Annotated in this window: 21 protein-coding genes, 3 pseudogenes and 1 CRISPR repeat array; of the genes and pseudogenes, 9 read left to right on the top strand and 15 right to left on the bottom strand. The window is 67.0% G+C overall.

The annotated features are described in order from the left end of the window. The first annotated feature begins 209 nt into the window (after window positions 1-209). From AB4K12_RS28135 to AB4K12_RS28145, 3 genes and pseudogenes are all read left to right on the top strand, one after another. The gene (locus AB4K12_RS28135; protein WP_368437262.1) at window positions 210-1505 is read left to right on the top strand and encodes an NAD(P)/FAD-dependent oxidoreductase; all 1296 of its coding nucleotides are present in this window, start codon (window positions 210-212) and stop codon (window positions 1503-1505) included. Between the two features lie 695 nt (window positions 1506-2200). Further along, a complete protein-coding gene (locus tag AB4K12_RS28140) occupies window positions 2201-2761 on the top strand; it encodes a GNAT family N-acetyltransferase (protein ID WP_368437264.1) in 561 nt (186 codons plus the stop codon). Window positions 2762-3050: 289 nt separating this feature from the next. After that, a pseudogene (locus AB4K12_RS28145) lies at window positions 3051-3222 on the top strand (ISKra4 family transposase); the annotation flags it as partial. Window positions 3223-3317: 95 nt separating this feature from the next. Here the strand turns inward: AB4K12_RS28145 and AB4K12_RS28150 are convergent. Together AB4K12_RS28150 and AB4K12_RS28155 are read right to left on the bottom strand one after the other, a co-directional pair. Continuing rightward, window positions 3318-3971, bottom strand: coding sequence for an SMI1/KNR4 family protein (locus AB4K12_RS28150; RefSeq protein WP_368437266.1), 654 nt, complete (start codon window positions 3969-3971; stop codon window positions 3318-3320). Between the two features lie 124 nt (window positions 3972-4095). Next, window positions 4096-4341 (bottom strand): annotated as a pseudogene (locus AB4K12_RS28155) (transposase); the annotation flags it as partial. Between the two features lie 255 nt (window positions 4342-4596). Here AB4K12_RS28155 and AB4K12_RS28160 point away from each other — a divergent pair. Next, the gene (locus AB4K12_RS28160) at window positions 4597-5196 is read left to right on the top strand and encodes an ALF repeat-containing protein (RefSeq protein ID WP_368437268.1); all 600 of its coding nucleotides are present in this window, start codon (window positions 4597-4599) and stop codon (window positions 5194-5196) included. 201 nt (window positions 5197-5397) lie between these two features. Here the strand turns inward: AB4K12_RS28160 and AB4K12_RS28165 are convergent. The 3 genes and pseudogenes from AB4K12_RS28165 to AB4K12_RS28175 all read right to left on the bottom strand — a co-directional run. After that, window positions 5398-5623 (bottom strand): annotated as a pseudogene (locus tag AB4K12_RS28165) (transposase family protein); the annotation flags it as partial. Further along, window positions 5620-5901, bottom strand: a complete 282-nt coding sequence (locus AB4K12_RS28170) for a hypothetical protein (RefSeq protein ID WP_368437270.1) — start codon at window positions 5899-5901, stop codon at window positions 5620-5622. The gene AB4K12_RS28170 and the pseudogene AB4K12_RS28165, both read right to left, overlap by 4 nt. Before the next feature lie 118 nt (window positions 5902-6019). Then, a complete protein-coding gene (locus tag AB4K12_RS28175; protein ID WP_368437272.1) occupies window positions 6020-6232 on the bottom strand; it encodes a hypothetical protein in 213 nt (70 codons plus the stop codon). Window positions 6233-6576: 344 nt separating this feature from the next. On the opposite strand from AB4K12_RS28175, the gene AB4K12_RS28180 reads away from it, so the two are divergent. The 5 genes from AB4K12_RS28180 (at window position 6577) to AB4K12_RS28200 (ending at window position 8982) form a co-directional block, all read left to right on the top strand. After that, on the top strand, window positions 6577-6831 hold the full coding sequence (locus AB4K12_RS28180; protein WP_368437274.1) for a hypothetical protein: 255 nt from the start codon (window positions 6577-6579) through the stop codon (window positions 6829-6831). Further along, a complete protein-coding gene (locus tag AB4K12_RS28185) occupies window positions 6828-7202 on the top strand; it encodes a PIN domain-containing protein (protein WP_368437276.1) in 375 nt (124 codons plus the stop codon). The genes AB4K12_RS28180 and AB4K12_RS28185 overlap by 4 nt, the downstream gene beginning before the upstream one ends. Before the next feature lie 591 nt (window positions 7203-7793). Then, the gene (locus tag AB4K12_RS28190) at window positions 7794-8528 is read left to right on the top strand and encodes a hypothetical protein (RefSeq protein ID WP_368437278.1); all 735 of its coding nucleotides are present in this window, start codon (window positions 7794-7796) and stop codon (window positions 8526-8528) included. Window positions 8529-8602: 74 nt separating this feature from the next. Beyond that, window positions 8603-8827: a hypothetical protein gene (locus AB4K12_RS28195; RefSeq protein WP_368437280.1), complete on the top strand. Its 225-nt coding sequence runs from the start codon at window positions 8603-8605 to the stop codon at window positions 8825-8827. After that, entirely contained in the window at window positions 8827-8982 is a 156-nt protein-coding gene (locus AB4K12_RS28200) for a hypothetical protein (RefSeq protein ID WP_368437282.1), read from the top strand. The genes AB4K12_RS28195 and AB4K12_RS28200 overlap by 1 nt, the downstream gene beginning before the upstream one ends. A gap of 273 nt (window positions 8983-9255) precedes the next feature. On the opposite strand, the gene AB4K12_RS28205 is transcribed toward AB4K12_RS28200, so the two are convergent. From AB4K12_RS28205 to AB4K12_RS28250, 10 genes are all read right to left on the bottom strand, one after another. Beyond that, window positions 9256-10341 (bottom strand): DUF6461 domain-containing protein, encoded by a 1086-nt coding sequence (locus AB4K12_RS28205; RefSeq protein ID WP_368437284.1) that lies wholly within the window; start codon window positions 10339-10341, stop codon window positions 9256-9258. Window positions 10342-11779: 1438 nt separating this feature from the next. Then, window positions 11780-12106: a type I-E CRISPR-associated endoribonuclease Cas2e gene (gene cas2e, locus AB4K12_RS28210; protein ID WP_368437286.1), complete on the bottom strand. Its 327-nt coding sequence runs from the start codon at window positions 12104-12106 to the stop codon at window positions 11780-11782. Between the two features lie 19 nt (window positions 12107-12125). After that, the gene (cas1e, locus tag AB4K12_RS28215) at window positions 12126-13100 is read right to left on the bottom strand and encodes a type I-E CRISPR-associated endonuclease Cas1e (RefSeq protein WP_368437288.1); all 975 of its coding nucleotides are present in this window, start codon (window positions 13098-13100) and stop codon (window positions 12126-12128) included. Beyond that, a complete protein-coding gene (gene cas6e, locus AB4K12_RS28220; protein WP_368437290.1) occupies window positions 13097-13765 on the bottom strand; it encodes a type I-E CRISPR-associated protein Cas6/Cse3/CasE in 669 nt (222 codons plus the stop codon). The genes cas1e and cas6e overlap by 4 nt, the downstream gene beginning before the upstream one ends. After that, window positions 13762-14592, bottom strand: a complete 831-nt coding sequence (cas5e, locus tag AB4K12_RS28225) for a type I-E CRISPR-associated protein Cas5/CasD (protein ID WP_368437292.1) — start codon at window positions 14590-14592, stop codon at window positions 13762-13764. Before cas5e ends, cas6e begins: the two co-directional genes overlap by 4 nt. Next, on the bottom strand, window positions 14589-15758 hold the full coding sequence (cas7e, locus tag AB4K12_RS28230; RefSeq protein ID WP_368437294.1) for a type I-E CRISPR-associated protein Cas7/Cse4/CasC: 1170 nt from the start codon (window positions 15756-15758) through the stop codon (window positions 14589-14591). The genes cas5e and cas7e overlap by 4 nt, the downstream gene beginning before the upstream one ends. A gap of 79 nt (window positions 15759-15837) precedes the next feature. Further along, window positions 15838-16617 (bottom strand): type I-E CRISPR-associated protein Cse2/CasB, encoded by a 780-nt coding sequence (gene casB / locus AB4K12_RS28235; RefSeq protein WP_368437296.1) that lies wholly within the window; start codon window positions 16615-16617, stop codon window positions 15838-15840. Further along, window positions 16617-18203: a type I-E CRISPR-associated protein Cse1/CasA gene (gene casA, locus AB4K12_RS28240; protein WP_368437298.1), complete on the bottom strand. Its 1587-nt coding sequence runs from the start codon at window positions 18201-18203 to the stop codon at window positions 16617-16619. Before casA ends, casB begins: the two co-directional genes overlap by 1 nt. A gap of 211 nt (window positions 18204-18414) precedes the next feature. After that, entirely contained in the window at window positions 18415-21282 is a 2868-nt protein-coding gene (gene cas3 / locus AB4K12_RS28245; RefSeq protein ID WP_368437300.1) for a CRISPR-associated helicase Cas3', read from the bottom strand. A gap of 459 nt (window positions 21283-21741) precedes the next feature. Continuing rightward, window positions 21742-21893: a CRISPR direct-repeat array (repeat unit 29 nt; unit sequence GAGAGCTCCGCGCAGGCGGAGGTGAGCCG). A gap of 609 nt (window positions 21894-22502) precedes the next feature. After that, complete coding sequence (locus tag AB4K12_RS28250; RefSeq protein ID WP_368437302.1) at window positions 22503-23180, bottom strand: SMI1/KNR4 family protein; 678 nt, start codon at window positions 23178-23180, stop codon at window positions 22503-22505. Window positions 23181-23309: the final 129 nt, after the last annotated feature.

A 23309-nucleotide genomic window follows, 5' to 3' on the forward strand; every position in this document is an offset into this window, starting at 1 on the left:
CAGACCAGCGAGCGCTTCAGCCGGACACCACGCGAACATCACACCGCCTGCCTCCGCGCGATGCCCGGCCAAGACACCGCGATAGTGTCCCAACACCGCAAAGGACCAACGGAGTTCTTCCGGCGCTAACGACAATGCGGACACCACATCCGCCGAGTGGGGGTTTCATGCGACGAGTAGTTGTCATGGGTGGAAGCTTCGCCGGCTTAATGGCCGCTCGCGTACTGAGCGACCACGCCGACGAAGTCGTCGTCCTCGAACAAGACGAGATATCCGAGAACGGACTGGGCCCAGGAGCGCCCCACCGGGCCCAGCTCCATGCCCTCCTCGCCATGGGGCACATGCAGCTCGAGCGCTGGTTCCCCGGCATCGTCAAGGAGCTCATCGCGGACGGCGCGCAACTGGGGACCGGCACAGCCATCCAGTTCTACGTCGACAACATCCTCAAGGTCCCGGTCCCCGACACCGAGATGATCGGCGCCACACGCCCGTTCATCGAAGCCCATCTCCGAAGCCGAGTTGCGGCGCTGCCCAACGTAGAGCTCAGGACAGCTCAGGCACGCGACCTGATCATCAGCGGCGATCAGGTCCGCGGCGTACGCTTTTCATCGGCATCCGACGGCCGACACTCCGCCACGCCCGACGGGGAGCTCGCCGCCGACCTGGTGGTCGACGCCATGGGGCGCTCGAGCCGGCTGAGCAGCTGGCTGGAGCACCACGGCTGGGAACAGCCCCCTTTGCACCGTCTGCGCGTGGACCTCGGCTATGCCACGGCGTTCTTCCAGCGCGGTGACGAGCTTCCCGGCACCCAGATGGCGCAGGCCACTCCAGGCCCGGCGAGCAGCTACCGGCCCGCGATCACCGAGCCGGGAGCCCTGACGGCAGTAGAGGGAAACCGGTGGAGCGTCGTCCTGGCCGGCTACACCGACTACCGCCCCAGCCGTGACCCCGAACAGTTCCTGACCCGCATGCGCCGGTGCGTCCCCCCTCTGCAGGAGGTCGCGAACCAGTGCGCCATGGTGGACGACGAGGTCAAGACCTACCACTTCCGGGAAAGCATCAAGCGTGACTTCGCCAGCCTCGGCCGCCTCCCCCGAGGCCTGATGGCCATAGGTGACGCACTCGCCTCGGTGAACCCCATCTACGGCCAAGGCCTCACCCTCGCCACCTTGCAGGCCTCATGCCTCTCCGCCCACCTCCAAGCCGGAGGCCGGCCCCAGGACAGCATGTGGGGGTACTTCAGGCGGGCCAGAGCAGTCGTCGACGCCGCCTGGCAGTTGTCCTCGACCGCCGACCTCGCCCAGCCTCATGTCACCGGCCCCTACCCGCCGGGGTACCGCCTCCTTCGCTGGGCAGGCGACAAGGTCATGGTCGCCTCGATCTTCGACCCGGTCGTGAACCAGGCCTTCATGGATGTCCTCCACATGAAGGCTCACCCCAGGACACTCACCAATCCACGACTGCTCAAGCGCGCCGCACGAGCCTTCGCCATACCCGCCGCCTGACAAGACACTCGCGCTGCCTGCCCCGCACCGAGCACAGCGGCCCGACGGCCGGTCCCGCACCCTGGCGAGCACCAGGGGCGGGGCTCACCACAGGGCGGCTGGGTGCTCAGGCTCAGCAACGGGCGCTTTCGGGGCCGTGACTGTCCGCCGGGGCGTCTGGCGGAGGCCCGGCACCATCACCATCTACCCGGCGACACAGCCCTGTCATTGCCGGCGCAGCCGCACTCGTACGCGCCGGCGCGGCTGGCCGTGCTGGAATCGGTGCGGGTCTCGTTCGACGCCACGACCGCGGTGGCCCGCCATCGGAACCACCAGGTCGCAGACCTGGTCATCGGCACCGCGGTGGACATCGGCGCCTTCCACCGCGCGCGGACTCCCGCCCCGTGCACTGCCGAGACGCTGCTGGTTTTCTCGGTGCACGGCAAGGGCATCGTCATGCGCCCGGACGCCCCACGGCCCGCGCCCCGGAAAGACGCTTCCGGCGCTCATCAGCAGCAGGGAGCTCGACCCCTGGCGGAGCTTTCACCTCGCCCGCCAGCACCGCCGCATCCACCCACCCCCTGACCAGGACGGATACGCCCCACGGCCTGATCCACACCATCTTTCAGTCATGGGGATCTGCGGTCCCGAAGCGCAGGTTATCCAGGGTTCCCGAAAGCATGGACACGAGATGTCAGGCCTTGATCCAATAGGGGATGACATCGTTTTGGACGGGCAAGCGGGTACGCCTGCGCGGTATTGAGCCCGATGACTGGACCGCGTTCATGCGCTTCGCTGAGGACGAGGAGCGACTGGGAGACGTACTGCACCCACCCCGGTCCGCCGAGGGCTGTCGCGCCTGGGTGAAGGAGCAGTCCGCTGCCAAACCTGACGGTGACTGCTTCCAGCTGGCGATCGAAGCCGTCGACACGGGGGAAATAGTCGGTGCTGTCGGCTCGCATCACGCTGACCCACGGATGGGCTGGTTCGAGTACGGCGTCACGATCGGCGCCGAGCATCGCCGCAAAGGCTACGCGGCAGAGGCTGTGGTGCTGCTGTTGCGCTTCATGTTCGCCGAGCGGCGCTGTCACAAGTGCGAAGCGCGGGTCTTCGCCCATAACGAGGCATCGCTGGAGCTTCATCGCCGGCTCGGTTTCGTCGAGGAGGGCCGCCTCCGCGATCACGTGTTCCTCGCCAGCCGGCACCACGACCTCGTCATGATGGGCATACTCGCTGACGAGTTCGCCCAACTGCACTCGATAGGAAACCTTGAGTAGGAGAGCAGGCGATACCCCAGACCGCCGCGCGTCTCCCCAGCTCAAGCAGTCCCTACCGGCGAGCCACACCCTTCTCGAATACCTGTGGCAGGCGGCCTGGTCCTTCCACCACAGTGGTGATCCCGCCGCCGAGGACCGGGCCGCCGCCCACGCGCTCACCATCCTGGCCAGCGGTGCCCTGCAGGCAGCTGAATCGATCGGAGACCAGGCCGGCGCCGCTGAGCTGACGCCAGCTCAGCGGCATGGCGCAGACGTCTGCATCCGCTACCTCGCCAGCAAGGAAGCGTTCCTGCGCTACGACCGTGCGCTCGCGGCAGGCTGGCCCATCGCGACCGGCGTGATCGAGGGCGCCTGCCGGCATCTGATCGCCCGACCGCCTCGACATCACCGGCGCCCGATGGGGTCTCGACGGCGCCGAAGCCGTCCTGAAACTCCGCGCGCTCATCAGCAACAGTGACCTCGAGGACTACTGGCGCTTCCACCTTGCGCGCGAGCACTGCCGTGTCTACCCGTACCCTGACCAGGGCAGATACCGTCTCGCAACCTGATCAACGCTCTACGTCCCGCTGCTGGGCGTCCGAGTCCGAATATCCCATTCGAGGCATCTCAGGTCCGACGATGTGCTTCGGACCTCCGGCCAGTAATGCCTGAAGGGTGCCCCGGTCTCAAGGGCGTCGGCCAGAACATTGAACAGCCCGGCGAGGCTGGGCGCCCACTCGGTTGCGTCGACGGCGCCCGAACCGATGCCCATCTCATAGACGCGGCCGTACGTCGGGCCGGGACGGTGGTCGACGAAGGCGACGCCGCCGTCGATGGGGAGGGCGAACGGGACCCACTGGTGGGCATGCCCGTTGAGGTCGTCCTCCTCCCACAGCTCGGACGCAAGGTTCTCCTCACCGAACTCGACGAGCTCCACATGCTGCGAAGCGATCCGGCTGGTGCAGCTCAGCCGGTGACCCAGCGGCAGAAAGCCGCCTGGCTGGTCGCCCACCGCAACACCAGCCTGGAGCTCGGCGACACCGTTGTGCCGCTCAAGCAGTGCTCTCAGCTCCGGGTGAAGAGAGAAACCAAGGTCTGCTTCAAGCCCGGTGATCTCCTGCGCGGTGGCGGACGGCCGCAACGCGGCGTAATCATCCGGCGAGTTCGTGGCCAGCCAGGAGGTGAAGCGATCCCACGCCTGATCGAAGTCGCCAAGGTCTATGTGAGTCATGGTGCGACCCTAAAACGCAGCGCTGACATCCAACCCTGTCGCGACTCCCTCCAGCAGAGCTACACCCGTTGGCGTTGACCACCCAGGATCCGTCCGTGTTCCGGGCGGCGGCATCGGTGCCTGCCTGGAGGGCGCGCAGGATCTTCCAGGTCCCGTCGGCAGACCAGCGGCGGTGGCGTTCATAGACGGTCTACCAGGGGCCGTAGCGTTCGGGCAGGTCACGCCAGGGAATCCCGGTCCACGTCCGCTAGAGCACTCCGTTGACCACCGTGCGGTAATCGGCCCGCCACCCGCCCGGCCCGCCGGTCGCCGGCAGCAGCGGAACAATACGTTCCCATTGCATGCTGGTCAGTTCATGCCGCCGTACCATGCAAAGCTCCAACCCGCGACGGCAGATCCACCACCCGGACACGAGACACCGTTCAGGGGCGTCCACTGCAGGCTCAGACCTCCTGCCTCGTTGGCTACAGGATCGGCGGGCACGCGGAGCCATAGCCGGCGTGCCCATGGGAAGGAGCCGCCAAGCACTGGATCTAACCAGTGGATCAAGTCGGGTTTGGCTCCTATAGTTGACCGACGCACAGATATCACGAAAAGGGTGGGGAATACCTTGAAGTTATCTCGCATGGCCGCGGTGGTCACCGTGGCTGCCATCGCTCCGGCCGTCCTGCTGACCTCGTCGGCCTTCGCTGATGGCGCCGCCACGGGCTCGTCTACACCGTCGGCCCAGAGCTCGGTGACGAAGACCGCCGGGCAGCAGAGCGAAGAGCCCACCGGCAAGGACCAGCAGGTGGAGAAGGACCGGAACGAGATCCTGCGCATCATCAGCCTCGGAGGCCCGGGGGTGAAGGCTGCGGGCAAGGCGGCACTCGATGGCACGCCCGCGGACATGAGGAAGTTCCTCGAGACCGGTCAGTTCGAGGAAAGAGACACCGACAACGAGGTCCTCATCTCGCGGATCATCTACTTCGGTGGTCCTGGGGTGAAGGAGGCCGGCAAGGCCGCACTGAAGGGCACTCCGGAAGACCGGGTCGCCTTCCTGGAGGCCGGTCAGTTCAAGGCCCTGGACGAAGACAACTATGTCCTCATCTCGCGGATCTTCAATGAGGGGGGACCCTTCGTGAAGGCTGCGGCCAAGGCGGCGTTGAAGGGCACTCCGCAGGATCGGGTCGCCTTCCTCCAGACCGGTCAGTTCGAGGCACGCGCTAAGGACAAGAAGGCCTAGAGCTCAAGACTGTCTCGTGGTGCTGTGATCAGGTCCGGGCCGAGCGAGGGCCGGTCGGGCATGCGGGCGACGCCGCTGGTGGCCCAGCAGAGACCGTTACTCTTGAGATGGCAGTCCCGCAGGATCTCCCTCTTGATGAGGGCCTGATGTCACCCAGGCTTGCGTCTACCCGGTGCCAGGGACAGCAGGGCTGTACCAGCTGATGATCCGGCCAGCGGCCGCCCGGGAGATACCAAACTGCAGAGCGAGATGCCGCATCGTGAGGTGGGTGCGGCAGTACATCGCCACCAGCAGCACCCGGTCCTCCCGCGTCAGCACCCACGGACGGCCCGGCCGGTCCGGGACCAGAGCCCGGGCGCCCTCACGGTGGACAGCCCCGCACCAGACGCTGGAACTGACGCGGGCGAAGCCCAGTGAATACCTCTATGAGTTCGCGGCGTTGAGCGGTGACGACCTACACAACCCGCTCAACGCCGCACCCGATCCGGACACCTTGTTCCCCGCGAACAAGATCGACATACCAGTGAACTCGGGACGCGCGCGGCAGTGCGCAGTGCAGAGCGTGGCAAGTGTCGGGGCCGCCGTATCCGTCACGATCATGGTGCTGACGGTGACGGAGGCGACCGTGTCGAGGTTGTCGGCAACGACGGAGGACAAGGCCAGCACGCGGCTCGAGATGCCTTCGTCGTCCGCTTCGGCCTGCATCAGGCACAGCGCGGGAACGATCAGTCGGTCGCCGGGGCCCAGGCCATGTTGCCCGCCAACAGGTTCAGCGTCCTGTGACCGCCTGCGAGGGCTTTGACAGCGCTCGCATCAAGGATGATCACGCAGCAGCGTCTCGAGCCGCCCGAACCTTCTCGGCAGCGATCTTGTAAATGTTGCCGAGCACGTCAGGGGCCTGATCGAACTCCTCATCGCTCACCTCTACACCGATCACACGGCACACAACCTCCCGATCAGCAGCCAGCCGCTCCGCCCGCTGCACCGCGGTCGGCTGCTCTGCGGCAAGAGCCTCCACAAGCCGGCCGATACTCACGCCACGCTCCCTCGCAAGCTCAGCAAGGTGATCACGCCTCTCGCCGAGCTTGGATCATCGTCGGCTATAGAGCATCACCATAGAGTCCCTACAGCGACTGAGGTCAGGGGACGCCCCCAGACCGGACGTTGACCTCAGTCACCACAACCCAGCGGGCGGGTACTCGCCTGATACGGGATCGGGGCAAAATCCCACTGATCGCCGACGGCCTCACCGTCCTGGCATCCATCTCCGTACGTCGCTGGATAGCTCGGCTTGGACGACGAGCACTCCGCAACGTGCCAGGTCAGATGCCGCAGCGCTCGTTCCTGGACGCTCGATTCTACCGACGGTAGAATCGAGGGATGGGCAAGCCGACGAGCATCAAGACCAGCGAAGACGTCCGCGACCGGCTGCGTATCCTCGCGGCCGAGCGCGGCACCACCATCACGGAACTACTGGAGGAGCTCGCGGCCCGCGAGCTCACAGAAGCCGAGCGGGAGCAGCGCGCCCTTGAGGCCGCCCGCGAGCTCGGGGTCGAGTACACGGAGCCGGTGCAACAGGCCGGCCGGGACGCCTGGGCGAGGATCCGCGCTCACCAGGGCGGCGCCGCCGCATGAATCTCACGGCGGTTTTGGATCACACCGCTCTAGCCGCCTTGTACCGAGCGGATCCGTTCTTCACCGGCCTGTACATCGAAGCCTCCCGCGGTGCCGGCCGCGTCCTGATCCCGTCACTGTCCGTTCTCGCCGCCGAACGGCAGGTCCCTGGTGCGGGCCAGCATGCCGCGTCGTTGCGGTTCGCGGAGAGCATCCCGTTCACCGCGGCGCACGCCGTGGATGCGATGGCCTGGCCGAGCGCCGACTGGCCGGTGGCGCATGCCGCCGCGATCGCCTGGCAAGCAATCAAGGCGGGGGAGCCCGCGACCGTACTGTCTCTGGCACCCGAGCTGTACGCAGGCGTCGGCATCACTCCACTGAATCCCACCTGACGCACCACTGCGAACCTCGGCCTCCCCGAACCTCCAGCGATCGTTCCCAGTGAACGACGACAGGAGGCCCAGATGAGTTTCAAGTGGGTGCGGTGCCTGCAGCACGCCGATGCCCACAGCCGTGGTGTGCGCGGGTTGTCAGTACGGATGAAGGCCTGGGCTCGGCGGCGCTGGCAGTTCCGTTCCAGGAACCAGAGGATGCCGCCGGCGCCAGGCGTGCACCCCTGCTCGCCGACCTGATCTGCAGGCCAGAAGTACTGCGGTCTCGACGAGGTACGAAGCCTTTGGGGCACCGCCCCGGCGGGAAGACGGGCCGGCTCGGGACGGGGAGGCTTTACCGCTCTACCGACAAGAGGCAATCGGTGTCGGCCAGCCTCGGTCCGGGCGCCCAGAGCGATTCATGCAGACCACTCACATCTAAGGTCCCCACTGAGCCCGCTCGCCGAGGTCGCCTGGCCCTCGAACTGTAGGCTGAGAACAACTCACTGGGCTGGTCAGTCACTTGACTCTCGCTGCCAAACGCGAGGTCAAGAGAACTGCTGAACCAGCCTCAGTGCCCGTAGAGGACATGCATAAGGAGCACAGGCAATCGTGACCCACCTAGGCATAGCCCGGCTGAAGAGTGCGACGGGAGCCGTCGCGATCGCCCTTACTCTCTCCGCGTGTGGGTCATCGCAGAGTCCTGACCACACGTCGCCCACTGAGGCCAAGTCGGCCGACCCCCTCGCCGGGACTGCCGAACGTCCGTTCAGCTCGGGCGCCACCCCGCTGACCGCCCAGAAGCTCAAGCAGCGACTGCTGGCCGCATCTGACCTGGGACCTGCCTACAAGGCGGTGCCGCAGGCCGGCGAGAAAGATGACAACGACGGGCTCGGACCCTGTAAGAGAGAGTTCGCCAGGTACGGAATCAAGGACCCCAAGGAGCTCGACCTGGCCGCCGAGGTCAAGTTGGGGTTCGCGCTGGAAGTCGGCGACGGCAGATCTGTGTTGCAGGAGTCGCTTTCAACCGACACTCCCAAAAAACTAGCGGCGGTCTACAAGATATTTTTCGACGTATTGAGCACCTGCGGCCCCCTGGAGGCGCCAGCCGAGCCCGGGAAGCACGGCAAGATCACGATCGAGATAGAAAAAGCGCCACTGCCCACGCAAAAACTTGGGGAAGAACAGTACGCCATCGTTTCTACATCGTCCTGGGACTCGGAGACCGAGGTAACCAAGACCGTCGGCGTGCGTGACGGCAACGTCGGCACCATTTTGACCGGCCCGCCGGACATGGTTGATCAGAACATCGCTAGAGCTGTAGCCAAGGCGAAAGTCGGCAAGTAAGCACACTCGCTGGTCTGCCGGGCCGGACCCGGATTGAGAAGGTGCTGGTCGCGACCCGCAACCGGTAGGAGCGGGTGCTCTGGGCGCGGACCATCGAGCGCCTGGGTGAGGCCGGGGCGGCCCGGCTGCTGGCGCTGGTCGCGGAGGGCAACAAGGGCGGCGCCGCACTTCTGGCACTGCTCAAGCATGACTTGGGCGCGGTCGGCCCCGACTCCCTGCTGACTGAGGTCAACAAGCTGAACGACGTACGCAGACTCGGGCTGCCCAAGGGGCTGTTCGCGGACTGCTCGGAAAGCTGATGGACGCGCGGCGGGCGCGGGCGATCAAGATGTACCCGTCGGATTCCCGCGACACCGCCGAGGACGTACGGATCACGCTGCTCGCGGCGCTGCGCTCCTCCCGGCAGGCGGAGATCACCGACGCTTTGGGGGACCTACTGATCACCCTGGTGTAGAAGATCAATGCCCGCGCCGAGCAGCGGCTGGAGAGCCAGCTCACAGCCGAGTTAAAGAAGATCCACGGCAAGGAGGGCATCCTCTTCAGGCTGGCCGCCGCGGCGAGCAGCCAGCCCAAACGCAGGCCGGGGCCGTCGAGTCCGGTAACGAGCGCATCACAGGCGGCACCGACGACGTCGCTCGCACGAACCTCTCCCATGCTCCAGAGAGCGGCGTGGCCCTGAAGATCACGTGCTGCTGATTCAGCCGAGGTCACCTATTTGGGCATTGCCTCACTGTCGCATGGCCGCGCGCACCAGGGCGGTCAGCAGGTGGTAGCGGGTGATGACCGGGCCAGTGCCGATCATGACGTATTCAAGAGAGATGTCCGGCTCGTCTTCTGTGTAGATGGTGAGTGCGGTCAACCGTTCGTGGAGGGCCCGCCACATCGCGGCTCGGATGAAATGGCCGTGCCACGGGCGTTCCCAGGGCTGAGGTGGGTTGTCCTCGTCGTCATCCGGCTCACCTTCGATGAGGGCATGTGCTGCACTTCTGTCCCTCTCCTCTGCGGTGGCCAGGCGCGACAGCAGATTGACCTGAGTGTCCTGTGGGGTGTTTCGAGCGGCCAACGCCTCACGGGCCAGGGCATCACCGTCGAGGCCGGTGTGCCGCAGAGCGAGTTCACAGGCGTAGCGGCGCATGGCGGTCAGGTGGTGAGGGCCGAGGTCGGCCAGGTACTGGGCGAAAGGACGCTCGCTCAGGAGAGGGGAGTTTTCCCAGCCTTGGCTGAGCACGGCCTGCTTCACAGGCTGGATGGGGACGAGCTGGTGGGTTCCCGTACGCCAGGCGGTGTCCAGCACCGCGCCGGTTGCCCTGGCTACGGCTGTGATTCCGGCGGCCCATCGCAAGGGCAGGCCGGCTGCGAAGTCCAGTCCGTCGAGGTAGGGCTCCCATGCGGTCGGCTGTGCGCCTGCTCGGTCGTCGGGGGAGAACATGTCGAAGCTGGACTGAACGAGACCGTTCTCGGCAAGGCTGAGCCGACAGTGTGCGTTGATGTTCCAGAACACGCTTGAGGTGCGGCCGAGCCGGGACAGCGGGCGCAGCACCTCTTCGCGCGTCCCCTGATAGTTGTTGTCCTCGAGGACTACGACCGCGTCTCCGGCCCGGGAGACGAAGACGCACGGACGGTCCGCAAATGCTCCGACGTCGGCGCCTGAGAGCGTGACGGGGCGCGCCTGGGCGAGATCGCCGCCGAAAGCCCGGATCACGTCAGCAGGGGCCGCGCCCGTCACGGATGTCACGCACATCGCCCCGCTCGAAGCCAGCCATCGGACGGCTTCAGTGCAGCGGTCATCGTCATCAGTTCTTGATAAGGCCATGGGCCCACTATGGGTGCTGCCACTGACATCGCCCTGGTCACAGGCTCCACCCGCCACTCGGCCATCCGGTGAGCTGCCAGCGATGCACCATGCCGGAGGGCGGGAGCAGCAATGGCACCTGACAGCCTGCCATCGCGTCCACCGGGTATACCACAGATGGGTTGTCCTTGCGAGATCCGCACTCGTGGTCCTCACGCCATTCCAGGGCCGCCACCGTGCCTCGGGCCCGCTTCGCATCCATCAGAAAGGAAAGCGCACGACCTCCGGCGCTATTCAGCTCAAACGACCGTGGCTCACCTCCGCCTGCGCGGAGAGCACGTGGGGTGGGTGGTCCCTCCGGCCGGTCGGCTCGGCTCACCTCCGCCTGCGCAGAGAGCACACCACGATGGTGTCCGCGGCCTGACCGGTCTCCGGCTCACCTCCGCCTGCGCGGAGAGCACGCGGCGATGCGCTTCTCTTGTTCCTTGGTGAGCAGCTCACCTCCGCCTGCGCGGAGAGCACACCACCCCGCTCAGCCCCGGGTTTGACCCCGGCGGCTCACCTCCGCCTGCGCGGAGAGCACGACAACGTCCTGCCGCTGCCGCTCCACCACACCGGCTCACCTCCGCCCGCGCGGAGAGCACGAAGTCCGTGACCGGCCCGGCCCCCGTCGAACCGGCTCACCTCCGCCTGCGCGGAGAGCACTCGCCGTACAGGCCCACGAGGTGGTCGTACAGCGGCTCACCTCCGCCTGCGCGGAGAGCACCCCCATGGTTCTCGGGCCCCTTTCGAGCTCGCCGGCTCACCTCCGCCTGCGCGGAGAGCACTAGCCCCGTCTGGCCCTAGTGGTTGGGCGGGGCGGCTCACCTCCGCCTGCGCGGAGAGCACATCATGCCGGGGATGCCAGACATGCCGGGATACGGCTCACCTCCGCCTGCGCGGAGAGCACCGCCCCGCCGCCGAACGCCGCACGTTCAAGGTCGGCTCACCTCCGCCTGCGCGGAGAGCACCACCCCGGGAACGAGCAGCTCGCCGTACCCGGCGGCTCACCTCCGCCTGCGCGGAGAGCACCTGTCGCGCACCTGGGGGTTCTCGTCGGCCACCGGCTCACCTCCGCCTGCGCGGAGAGCACTCTTGGCGCCCGCCGGCCTGACCGGTCGGGCTCGGCTCACCTCCGCCTGCGCGGAGAGCACCTGTGGCCGCGTGATGCGAAAGGCCGCCGGGCTGGCTCACCTCCGCCTGCGCGGAGAGCACGGCGTGGCGGGAGACCGGAGCGACGGCGGACCTGGCTCACCTCCCTCCGCCTGCGCGGAGAGCACAGCTCCCCGCCTCCGAAGAGGTGGCTGACCTGCGGCTCACCTCCGCCTGCGCGGAGAGCACTACGAGGGCGGCCGTCGCCGCGTCCGCGTCGCCGGCTCACCTCCGCCTGCGCGGAGAGCACCCTTCGCGACCTGCGACGTTAGAAGGGGTTTGCCGTTTCTTTGCCCCCTTCCTCCGGTGGTGGAGCGCCGAAGGCGACGAGCGTCATGCCGTCGAAGTCAACGGGGTTACGTCGCCGATGACCGGCTGTGCGTAGGTCGAAGCCCTGCTCGTTGGCCGCAGGATAGGTAAGGACGGCTATGCCGTCCTCGATGCAGGCACTGACCGCTGTCCAGAGCTCGTCTCGGACCTTCGCGGATACCGTGCCCACGTACAGCTCGGGGGTGACCTCGAGGAGCCAGCGGGTGAGGGCACCGCGGAGGTGGTCTGGGACTGCCGTCACGGACAGGGTGATCATGGAGGGCATGGGTGTGCCCCTCGGTTGGTCATCGTGATTCGTCTCCGGCGTAGTTGATGCCGCCGGGGAGCGGTCCGGAGACGGGGTCCCACAGGTCGACCAGTTGTTCTTCCAGGTCGACCTGGTCGGGTTCCTGGTCCGGCTCGAGTAGTGCCTGGACGTCGGCGACGATCCGGGGCATCAGGCGGAAGAGTCGCAGTCCGTCGCGAAATCCTCGTCGCGCTACCTGCTCGGGGTGGGGGGAGTCGTGGAGGGAGAACGCCAGGGGGATGGTGAGCTCTGCCTTGTACAGGTCGGCGATGTCGTAGACGAAGGCCTGCTGGTTGCCGCTGTGGACGAAACCGAGGGCTGGGGAGCAGCCCATGGCGAGCAGTGTCGCGTGCACGATGCCGTAGAGGCATGTGTTGGCGGAGGAGAGGGCCAGGTTGACGGGGTCTTGTTGGTCCCAGCTGGCGGGGTCGTAGGTGCGTCTGAATCGGCCGATGCGGTGTTGTCGGGCCAGGAGTTGGTAGAAGGCCTTGAGGCGCTGTCCTTCCATGCCGCGCAGTTGTGCCAGTGAGGCGTTGGCCGGGGCGGTTCCGGCACCGAATCTCTGCTCATACATGCGTACGGCGACCGCGAGGCGTTCGTTATCGTGCGCCCAGGCACGGGCTTGGCGTTCGAGCCATTTGGTGCTGAGGGAGTCGGGTGTCATGCCGGCGTAGGCGCGTACGCCTCCGGAGCCTGCGACGACCACGGTGGTGCCGTGCCGGGCGAGGGTGGTCATGGCTCGTGCGGTGATGCTGGTTCCGGGGCCGAGCAGGACGCAGCTGAGGGCCGCGGTGGGGATGTAGACGAGTTCGGTGCCGCGTTGTTCGGTGGTGACGACGGCGCATACGCCGGTGTCGTCCTGCTGGACACGGACGATGTCCAGGTAGAGGAAGGACAGTGAGTCCCCGATGCGGGGGAGCATCGCGACGGTGGGTGCGGCGAGTTTGCGTCGTGCGGTGGAGTAGGTGGTCATTGAGGCCGCCGGGTCGCTGGTGCGAGGCTGAGCAGGCCGCAGCCGTAGGCTTTGCCGCGCCCGATGCCGGTGAGGAGGGTTTGCTTGAGAGCCTCGGCGTCGGTGATGTAGGCGGTGCCTTCGAAGCAGGTGCGGACGTGTCTGATGCGCTGCTTGTCCTGGCTGCGTTCTCCTCTTGCCGCGTCCAGGGGTGTGGTGTGGACGCTGGTCAGTTTCAGACCGGCCTTTTCTTCGGCTTGGCGCTGCCACCATTGTTCGGCTGCGTGGCCGTTGAGCGGGACGATGGCCTGGGCTCCGGCTGCACGGGTGGTGGGGCCGGACTTGCGTACGGCGCTCGCGGTGATCCGGTAGCGGACTTCCAAGCCGTTGGTGAGGACGTGAAGGAGCTGGGTGATGTCCTTGGCTGCCGCTGTTCCGTAGCCGCTGGGGAGGCGGTCGAGGGCGGGGGCCACGTGGCTCTGGACGAGGATGTGGCTTGTGCCCTGCGCACCGCCGGGTGCGTCTTCGATGCGGTAGAGGACGCCCATGCGTTCGCGTGCCCGGTCTCCGGCGCCGTCGGGGAAGAGCATCATCAGGCGGTGATGCATGCCCACGGCGCTGGCGAGATCGCGCCGCGCGTCTCGGTGTCGCAGGTCGGGCTGGATTCTGGTGAGCCACAGCTTCATGCCGCGGCTCCTTCAAGGGCGTGATCGGCGAGGTAACGGGCCAGTTCCCGGAGGTAGTCGGTGCCGAGTCCGCCGCACTGCTTCGCGGGCAGGGTCACGGAGTACCGGTAGAGGGGGCGCGCGCTGTAGGAGCGTCGTCGGGGGGCCAGATCGATGGGGTCGTCGGTGACGTCTCCAACGGGGGTCGAGGCGTCCAGGGCGTCCCGGGCGGCGTCGTGCGGCAGGTGGTTGGCCAGATGGCCGAGGGGCGCGTCGGAGTGGAAGTCCGTCATGATCTTTTTCTGGCTGCGCTGTCTGGCCAGGGGCAGGTTGACCAGGTGGGTGAACGGGTCGGGTAGCAGGCCGATCAGGAGAGGGCCCTCCGGTGGGCAGGAGCGCCGGCCCAGGTAGGGCGGCCAGGTGGGCGAGCGCAGGGCCTCGGCGCATGTGGCGAGCAGGGGGAGGTCGGTGCTGGTGAGTGCTGCGGTGAAGGCGGCGTCGGCGAGGTAGTAGCGCTGGGAGAGCAGGGTGCCTTGTGAGGGTGGGCGTTTCTTGCCTTCCGCGGTGGTGACTGTTGCCTTGGCGGGCAGGCCGCCGCCGACGGTGTGCAGGTCGCGCAGCAGGATGCCGGGCCGGTCGGTGCGGGTGGTCAGTGACAGGCGCGCGAGGTCGTCGACCGGTTCGCCGCGGCGGCGTCCTAAGCAGGCGGCGAGCATGCCGATGAGGCCTGAGCGGGTCGGGAAGCGCGCGGTGTCGCGTTCGTGGAAGCGGCTGTGCGTGCCCCAGGACTGCAGGGGTCCGGCGAGGTGCAGCAGGAGGCCGTAGGTGGGTGGCTCGGTGGTGCTCACGCGTCCTGCCCGAGCGCGGTGGTCACGGCGGAAGCGATCAGGTCGTCGAAGGAGTCGGCGCGTTCGCCGAGGCCGGTGAGGTCCTTGTCCTCCAGGCTGGCCCAGCCGGAGGAGAGCAGGCCTCGGCGGCCCAGCAGGGTGGTGGCGGCCGTGGCGTACCGGTCCAGGGCGTGGCGGGAGGGCTGGGCGTAGCCGCCGTCGCGGTCGGCCGTGACGGGCTTTTCGAAGGCTGCCGCGTAGGAGACGGGCCGGTCGGCGCGGACGGCAATGTGAACGAGGTCGGGGATGGTGTGGGGGGCGGTCGCGGTCTTCTTCGCTTCGGGGAGAGAGAGGATGAAGGCTTCAGCGAAAGCCTGGGCCAGGGAGCGGGCTGCGGCCTGGTCGCCGCCGATGTTGTGCAGCAGGTCGGTGAGGTCGAGGGTGGCGTAGCGGTAGAAGACGCCGGCGCTGAACTCGGCACTGCCCATGTGGGCGCTGCCGGTGGTGTCCTGCCAGGTGGCCGTGATGTCGTCGACCGCGGCGAAGTAGTCGACTTCGACATCTGTCGCGTGCGTGGTGAGTGCGTGTGCGACCTGGACGGCTCCGTCGACTCCGGCGTCGTCGATCTCGGCGAGCATGCGGCCGAAGAGGTTGATGACGCCGTTGCGGGAGCGGAGTACGGCGTCGATGGCGTCCTTGGGCAGGATGCTCTTGCCGCCCTTCTTCATGTCCTTGGCGGCTTCGAGCTTCTCCCGCTCGGCCTCGGCGATGTCGGCGAGCTCGCCGACGGCGGCCGCGGGAACGTAGACCATGGCGTTGGTGCTCCAGGCGGGGTCGTCGTTGGACGGGGGGTCCGCCTTGATGCTGCTGCCGACGGCGATGTGCTGGCCGGCGCGTCGTGCCAGGTCCTGGGGCCATCCGCGCTCTTGCGCCAGGTGGCGTTCGACGGCTTCGCCGATCCGGCGGGTCCGCAGGGCTTCCTCACCGACGGAGCGCTGGAAGTAGCGGCGCACGGCGCGCTTCCAGCACTGGCTGCTGACGCGGGTGCGCTCGCAGCCACCGTACTGGACCGTTTTGACGGAATTGGTGTCGTCGCGGTTGAGGTTGGAGTACGGCACGCTCTGCAGGACGTGCAGGTCGATGAAGCGGCGGGATGCCGGGCCGGTGCCGGTGCGGGTCTCGGTCATGGGTGACTACTCCTTGATGCGTTGTCTCGGCGGCGTTGTCCGAGCCTGAAGTGAATGAGGCAGGTGCCGGGGTCAGGGGCTAATCGGCAGCCGGCTCGGCGACGGGGGAGGTGTCATCGCTGTGCCGTGCGGCCTCCAGGTCCCGGCGATGGCGGGTGCGGTAGAAGTCCTGCAGCCACCGACGGCCGATGTTTCGCCGGTCCCGGGGCCAGGCCCGCAGGTCCACCAGGAGGCGTGCCCAGTCGGGTGGTGTGCCGCGGTCGCACAACTGCCGCACCGCGGCCGGCAGGTGGCGGTGAAGGCCTGCGGTGCTCTGCCGGGTGAGGAGGTTCATCCGTGTCTCGGCCGCGCTTTCCCGGATCCCTTCACGCGGGCCTCGGCCCACTGCGACAGCGAAGGTGAAGCCGAGGCTTTCGCCATAGCGGCGCTGGCGCCTCTTCTCCAAGGCTTCCGGCCCTTGGCTCTCCTCGGCGCCGCCGACGGCGGTCGTGTCTTCGCTATCAGGTACCGCCTGCTCCGGGGCGCCAGCGCTGTTGTCCGAGGAAGCAGGGCTCTCGGTTTCGTCCGCTGCCGCTCCCCGCCTGTGGGTGGCGATGAGGGCAGCGACCGTGTAGAAGGCGCGCTGGGCGTCGTCGTCGTTCACCACGGTCGGCGGCAGCAGGGGGGCGATGACGCGATGCATTCTCGGTACTTCGTCCAGGTCCTTGCCCAGTCCGCTGCGCAGGGCAGCGCGTACTCCGGAGTCCCCGGCGCTGGCCCGTTCCACCGCCCGCACAAAGGCCCGTGCCTCCGTCAGCCACGGGGCGGGGCGCGGTCCGGTCTCCGTTGGAGGATCTTGTACGGCCGCCACGTCGGTCATCAGCTCTCCGTCCCGTCGGCTTCAGGCGCCGACATGTGCTTCGCTCCCGCAGACGCCCTCACGCGCCCGCCGTACAACTCGATCCGAGCGGCCTCCACAGCTCTGGCGCCCCGCATGCTCGCGGTCGCGACCGCGGTGACGTCGTCGAAGATCCGCTCGGCCAGCATCCGGAAGGCCCTGGCAGCCCCGTCGAACTCCCGCTCCTGCAGGCGCCGCCAGAACTCGGTCTCGGCCGCGGGCCAGTAGCGCGCGGCTGCCTGCGCGGACCAGCCGCAGTCCTCTGCCTTGCGGGCGTTGCTGAATGAAGCCCAGGCCTGTTTTGTCGCACGGGCGAGCCGGGCGCCGGCGCGTTCACCGGCCACACGCAGCTGCCCGACCAATTGGGCACGCTCGAGGTTCTGCTCCTCGGAGAAGTCGCCCACGATGGGGGGAGTCGAGGCAGATACCAGCTGGGTGTCCTTGGCCTGTCCCTCTTGGTGGATTCCCAGGGCCTGCACCCGCAGCGATCTGTGCCCCTTTGCCAGGTCTACCGCAGTGCGGAACACCCGCGGCCGGGTCGTGCGGATCCCGGGCGGCTCTTCCATGAGCAGTGCGTCCAGGTCTCGCCACGGGGCCCGCTGGGAATCGGCGTAGCGGGCGTAGTCATTGCCTGCCTGGCTGACCTGCCGAATCAGGTAGTCGTCATCCCGTGGATGCCGCTGACGAAATGCCCAGGTGATGTACGCGTCGCCTACTGCCGCGCCGGTGTCATCGGGGACGAGAAGGACAGCGTGCTGGGTGCGGGCAGTCAGCTTCGACATGGGACCGGTCACCACGTTTTTGATGGACAACGGGTCCGGCAGGTCAGGGCTCTCCCACGGGCAGGGATCCGCCGTCGGGTCATAGAGACTGGAGAAGTCCGTCTCGGGCAGCCCCGCGAGGAGCGTCTCGAAGAGCGTGCTTCCCAGCGGATGGTAAGACAGTGCCGTCCGCAAGGGGCCGGCCGTGGAATTGGCTTCCCGCGTGCCTCGCACCGTACGGGCTGAGCAGCGGCCCGACGGACCGTAGTAACGCCACACCAGCAGGTGGAACAGGGCTTCGTCCCGGTCAACGGGATCGGGGCGGGCATCGGCCGCGTGCTGGAACCACGAATGGTTGGAGCCTGAGGGCCGGGTCGTCACCAGCTTGTTCAGGCCTGCCGTACGGTCGCACTCAGAAGCCAGCCTCGGGTCCTGCAGGAAGGGCCGATGCGGGTCAAAGAGGCGAAATGCGCCGGAGTGTTCGCTGAAGTACGCATCCACCGCCTCCACGTCGAACCGTTGCCGGTCCAGTACCGCGAAGCGCTTTTCGTGCCAGTCGCCGGGTACTTCCTCCTCCCGCTTCAGTCCATCGAGGCCGGTGATGCGCGCGGTTAAGGCGTACAGGATCCGGTACAGCGCCGAGAGCGCGGGAGGAAGAGGCACCGCCAGCGCGCTGATCTCATGGGCGCGTACGACCAGTTCCCGGAGCCCGACTTTAGGGGGCCGGCTGTCGGCTGGGGCACTCTCAGTCCAGCGCACGGGGAAGACGGGTTCGACCAGGAGGTCGAATGGGTCTGCAGAAGACATGCAACCTCACACACGAGGAGAGGGATGGCAGGCTCACGCCCGCATGACCAGGAGGAATCCCGGTTCTCAGCGGAGATGAGCCGGATGGTGCGGGCTCGGCGACCACGCAGCTGTCAGCCGGGCCCGCACGAGAGCAAGCAGCCTCTTCCCGTGCGCTGTAGCGAACGAAACAGGCTTTCTCGCATCCTAGGGAGAAGTGTGGGGAGATTTCCTAGGAACTGGCGAAACCTTGATCGGAAAAAATGATCGTCCGATCTCCGACGCGACACGTCCACTGGGGTTGACCGTCCGGACCCGGGCCGGGTCGCATCGGCAGCACCGTCAGACCGGCCAGCACTGGCCACTTCCTCCACGAGGCAGGCACCTCGTGTGCATCCGTACGGCCGGCCAGCCAGCGCCCCGGGAGGGGAGCGCTCTGCAGCATCACCGCTCGTACTTCCGCCCCGGTCAGGGATCCGTTTTGCGGCAGCGGCACCGTCCCCTCCGGGTCCAGACTCACCGTTCCGTCGGGCTGCTCGAAGGCGCACACCACACGCGCTGAATCCGCACCCAGCCGCGTTGTCACCAGCGCCTCATCCACCAGCTGACCGCCTTCATTGCTCAGCCGGGACAGATCGAACAGTTTTATCGGTGACGCGATCGCCGTCAGCTGCGCCAGCGTCTCCTCGGCCATCTCCGTGCCCTGCCGCTCAGCCTCCAGGATGCGCAGCCGCTCCCGCTGAGCGGCATCCCCCATGCAGTCGGCGAGGTCCGTCGCGTACACACGATCGACCAGCCTCTGCACATCCCCAGGAACGTCTACCCCTCCCTGGGCGTCAGAGCGAAGCAGCTCGCTGGTCCGCACCAGGAGATCTTCGAAGTAGACGGTCCCCCACGATGCCGGCGCCCTCACCTCGCCGTCCACCGTGGCCGGCTCGAGCACGACCACCCGCGGGTCATCCCCCACCCACTCGGGCCTCCCGCCGGCCCCGAAAGCGAGCTTGCTCCGGTCGTGTCGCATGCAACGCCCAGCGCGCTGCAACAGCTGGGCCAGCGGAGCCAGATCACTGATCACAAGATCGAAATCAAGGTCCAACGACTGCTCCACCACCTGTGTGGCCACCAGTACCGAAGCCCTCGGGCGCGCACTCTCACCACGGGCTTCAGCCTCGCCCGGCTTACCGAAGGCCTCCTCACACACTTGGGTGATCTGGGCACGTCGTGCCGCGGGATACCGAGAGTGAAGCAACAGCAACCCGTCATCGCTCGCGGCCAGTTCCGGAAACCTCTCCCGCAAGAAGCGGTAGGTCTGCTGAGCCTCGGCCACAGTCGTGCAGCACACCAGCACGCAGCCACCCTCGCTCACCACAGGAGCAAGAGCCTGCGCCAGTGCTGTCAAGCGCCGCACCGTTCCCGGCTCGGTGCCGCTGCCGGCATCGTCGCCGTCCCAGATCACAGGGATCGGCTCCAGACGGAGCCTTCGCGAACGGTCACTACCCACCCGCAACGGAGGAGTGACCTTGCCCGTGGTCGCGCTCACGAAGAACCAACCGGGATACACCGGCTCGACCGGCGAGGGCTTCATGTACCCACACCCCCGCCGATAGGCCTCCACCAACACCGACGCGGTACGCCCCGCCAGTGTCGCGGACAGCAGCACCACCGGAGCGCCCATCGCACCCAGCCACTCCAGCAGCCGCACCAGCAGACTCTGCATCCATGGCCCGTACGCATGGGCCTCGTCGACGACCAGAACCTTGTTGGACAGGCCCAGCAGGCGCAGGATGTTGTACCGCACTGGCAGAACACCGGTCAGCGCCTGGTCGATCGTGCCGACTGAGACCGGAGCGAGCAGACCACGCTTGGCTCCGCGTAGCCATTGCCCGGCTGCCACCCTCGTGCCGTTCTCCGACAGCACTGAGCCGCCCTGGACGCCAGTAGTCGTCACTGCCGACACCGCGTAGTCCTTGCTCAGCCAGGCCATGCTGTGCAGCAACGTCAAGAACCGCTCGCCCTCCGCGTTGCCCTCGACGAAATCCCGCACCCGCAGGTACATGGCGTCCGCGGTCGCCATCGTCGGCAGCGCGAAGTACACCCCTGATGACCCCGCAGCCCGGGCCATGACCGATGCGGCATGCAAGCCCGCCTCCGTCTTCCCGTCTCCAGTGGGCGCTGTCACCACCAGCAGGCCAGGCCCGTCGACCAGCTCCTGCAGGCTCCCGGCCAGCGAAGCCTGCAGATCATTGGGCTGAAACGGAAACTGCTCGCTGAAAGGGACGTCCCGGAAGCTGCAAGCCCCAAGGCCCACCTCCGCCACAATCGCCTCGGCACTCGATACAGCCGTTTGCCAGTGCTCACTCAGGCCGTCATCGCCCGCGCGCCATCCTGCCCCGGGCAGACGCTCCTTGATCACATGCTCCTGGCTGGCAAGCCAGTCAGCCACCACGATCAGCCCCAGCAGCGGCACCGCAGCGGCCGCGGGCACCGGACCCAGTAACTCATCACTGTCTCGGCCCATGAGGCGGCGTACCGCGGCAGCATGCGCCAGCCGCTGACTGGACCAGCCTTCCCCGCCCAGGCCCGGAGCCCAGCCCAGCGGATTCAGCGCATGCTTCTGCTCCAACGGGCGGTAGAAACAGCCATGATGGCCCGCCAGCAGCTGGGCGATCTGATGCTGCGCGGAGGCCGCTATCCGCCTCTCCTCCTTGGGGTACCCCCAGAGGTCGAACACCTCGGGCAAGACCCACTGGGCTGCTACATCGTGCCGGAGCTTGCCCTGCATGGCATCAAAACCACCCCGGTAGACAGAATCACCAGCGAGCTCACGGTGCGCATCAGTAACCAGCGCTTGGAAGGATGGCGTGGCCTTTCCAAGATCATGCAGCCCAGCCCACGTGCACACCAGGCGCCGGCAGACCTCGACCGGCACCCCCACCAGCGCAGCCAGCCGGTCACGAGCCCGATCCGTCAGCACCCGATCCCACAGAGCGCCGGCTATCGCACCGGTATCCAGCAGATGGCAGACGAGCGGGTAGCGCGTATGGCCATCCAGCCCATCCGACTTGCCCCATAACCGCTGGTCAACAGACTCCGAGCACACCGGACCTCCAGGTGCAGACTACAGCTCCACAACGACAGCCCAGGTGTACCACCCACCACTGACAATCAGGTCCGTCACCGATCACTCCGGCACGACTCGAGTGGCTTCCCGCTGTCGCTCACGGGTGGGCAAGGCCTGCCACTACTTCCGCCTGTGCCACTGGACGAACTTTTGCTGAGCGGAGGGCTTCACTAGCGGCAGACAAGAACGCCACCAGGTACCCAGCCACTCGTGTTGGGCAGTGAATTTAGCTCAGCCAGTGCAGAGGAGCCGGGACGTCCACTGCGGATCTCACTGGATGGCTGGAGTGACGGCACAGGCCTCAAGATCACACCCTGCACTCAAGGGGCACACCAGAAGACGGTTGGAACGTCTCGCGATCGTGTTCAATGGGGCCCGTGTCGCACTTCCCATGCGTCAAGAACAGGCAAAGCCACTACAACGCTGCAGGTGGCGAAGGGAGAGCTCCGCGCAGGCGGAGGTGAGCCGCAGCTGATCTCGTCGGATCGTCGCTGGCGGCAGAGAGCTCCGCGCAGGCGGAGGTGAGCCGGTGATCGCGTTCAAGGACCGGAGGGCAAGCTGGAGAGCTCCGCGCAGGCGGAGGTGAGCCGTCGTGCATCAGGTAGTCGCCAACAGGGGGCTGAGGCCAGCGGCTGAGCAAGAGTGATCTGATCGGGACCGCCGTTCCAGCCGGACAGCGACCGGGCGACAGCCAGCGCGTCAGCTCGACTGTGGCGGAGAGGGCAGGATTCGAACCTGCGTGGGCAAAACCCGACCGTGAGCTGTGCTCTGGTCCCCGATAAGCCACTCCGGGCACCTCTCCGTGACCTGAGCCGGATATCCCGGCCCGCTCACAAAGGCAACACTGCCAGCCCCCGCTGACACAGCCCTGACACACTACTGACCAGCAACCCAGGGGTGTACGGTAGGACAATCTCCGTGCTGGGCAAGCAAATTGGGATCCCGGCACCCCCAGCCCCAAGGAGGCGTGAGCTCGGCGCAGGCGGAGGTAAGCCGTGGGAGAGGTAGTTGCCCTTGGGGTTCAGGCACGCGCGCTCCGCATAGGCGGAGTCGAGCGGACCCTGGTCTCCGCGAGAGCCGGCGCGTACTTGTGAGCTCCACGCGAGCAGAGGTGAGTCGGTGCCCCGCAGGATCAACGCAGTCACGGCTGTCTGTCCCCTCTGCGCGGAAGGGAAGCACCGAGCAGGCAAGCCCAGTACCTAGCTTTGGGCGTCTGAAGCGCTGGCCTCCTCTGGCCATCCCACCAGCCACTCTTCCCACCAGAGTCTGCCGTCCTCAACGGTCGCTTCCCAGATGTCATCGTCAGCGAACTCGATGATCTTGTCGTCGCTCTCCAGCGCATCGGCCACAGCTTCCAGCAGGACAGCTATGGAGGCGTAAAGAGGAGAAGGGTCGAGGTAGGTGCTGTTGTCGTCCCGGTCGTACGTACCTATCCGGCCGCACGTGGGACCGGGGGCCTGGTCAACGAAATAGTGGGAACGGCCGTCGGTCCGTGCGAAGGGCACGCACATGCGATGCCAAAAGGTGCGCTCCCCGCCACCTCTGGGGACTTTGTTCATCTCACGGGCCGTCTCGTCAGGCGACAGGCCGCCACGCTCACACAGGTACGCCAGGTCGCTCTTCGCAGCTTGATACACCTCGGCAATCTCGCGCGCCGTGACCATCGCGTCTACCGGTGGGATCACCACGACGCCCTCGGATCCGTCATGACGCCGCAGCGAAGCGATCAGATCGTCAGGGAAAGGCACTCCCACGACGCGCTGCGCGTATGCGATGTCGGAGTCACTGGCCGGACCCGGTAGTTCCGCGTAGCAGTCCGGAGCGTTGACACGCAGCCACTCCTCGATGCGCTCCCAAGAGCGTTCCACACTACTCATGCCGCATACTCTCACCCGAAGATCGCTGAGACGTATGTCTGCGTAGGCGGAGTGAGTCAGCCTTCGTTACTCCGCCTCGTGCCTCGTGGCAGCTTCAATCAGACGAAGGTTAGGCCTCGAGGCGACTTT

The organism is Streptomyces sp. C36 (genome assembly GCF_040932295.1).
Classification (GTDB): Bacteria; Actinomycetota; Actinomycetes; order Streptomycetales; family Streptomycetaceae; genus Streptomyces; species Streptomyces triculaminicus.

Bases quoted from the DNA above. Each gene is read 5' to 3' on its own strand.
- AB4K12_RS28135 (WP_368437262.1), top strand. From the start codon at position 210: ATGGCCGCTCGCGTACTGAGCGACCACGCCGACGAAGTCGTCGTCCTC.
- AB4K12_RS28140 (WP_368437264.1), top strand. From the start codon at position 2,201: ATGACATCGTTTTGGACGGGCAAGCGGGTACGCCTGCGCGGTATTGAG.
- AB4K12_RS28150 (WP_368437266.1), bottom strand. From the start codon at position 3,971: ATGACTCACATAGACCTTGGCGACTTCGATCAGGCGTGGGATCGCTTC.
- AB4K12_RS28160 (WP_368437268.1), top strand. From the start codon at position 4,597: ATGGCCGCGGTGGTCACCGTGGCTGCCATCGCTCCGGCCGTCCTGCTG.
- AB4K12_RS28170 (WP_368437270.1), bottom strand. From the start codon at position 5,901: ATGCAGGCCGAAGCGGACGACGAAGGCATCTCGAGCCGCGTGCTGGCC.
- AB4K12_RS28180 (WP_368437274.1), top strand. From the start codon at position 6,577: ATGGGCAAGCCGACGAGCATCAAGACCAGCGAAGACGTCCGCGACCGG.
- AB4K12_RS28185 (WP_368437276.1), top strand. From the start codon at position 6,828: ATGAATCTCACGGCGGTTTTGGATCACACCGCTCTAGCCGCCTTGTAC.
- AB4K12_RS28200 (WP_368437282.1), top strand. From the start codon at position 8,827: ATGGACGCGCGGCGGGCGCGGGCGATCAAGATGTACCCGTCGGATTCC.
- AB4K12_RS28205 (WP_368437284.1), bottom strand. From the start codon at position 10,341: ATGGCCTTATCAAGAACTGATGACGATGACCGCTGCACTGAAGCCGTC.
- cas2e (WP_368437286.1), bottom strand. From the start codon at position 12,106: ATGCCCTCCATGATCACCCTGTCCGTGACGGCAGTCCCAGACCACCTC.
- cas1e (WP_368437288.1), bottom strand. From the start codon at position 13,100: ATGACCACCTACTCCACCGCACGACGCAAACTCGCCGCACCCACCGTC.
- cas6e (WP_368437290.1), bottom strand. From the start codon at position 13,765: ATGAAGCTGTGGCTCACCAGAATCCAGCCCGACCTGCGACACCGAGAC.
- cas7e (WP_368437294.1), bottom strand. From the start codon at position 15,758: ATGACCGAGACCCGCACCGGCACCGGCCCGGCATCCCGCCGCTTCATC.
- casB (WP_368437296.1), bottom strand. From the start codon at position 16,617: ATGACCGACGTGGCGGCCGTACAAGATCCTCCAACGGAGACCGGACCG.
- casA (WP_368437298.1), bottom strand. From the start codon at position 18,203: ATGTCTTCTGCAGACCCATTCGACCTCCTGGTCGAACCCGTCTTCCCC.
- AB4K12_RS28250 (WP_368437302.1), bottom strand. From the start codon at position 23,180: ATGAGTAGTGTGGAACGCTCTTGGGAGCGCATCGAGGAGTGGCTGCGT.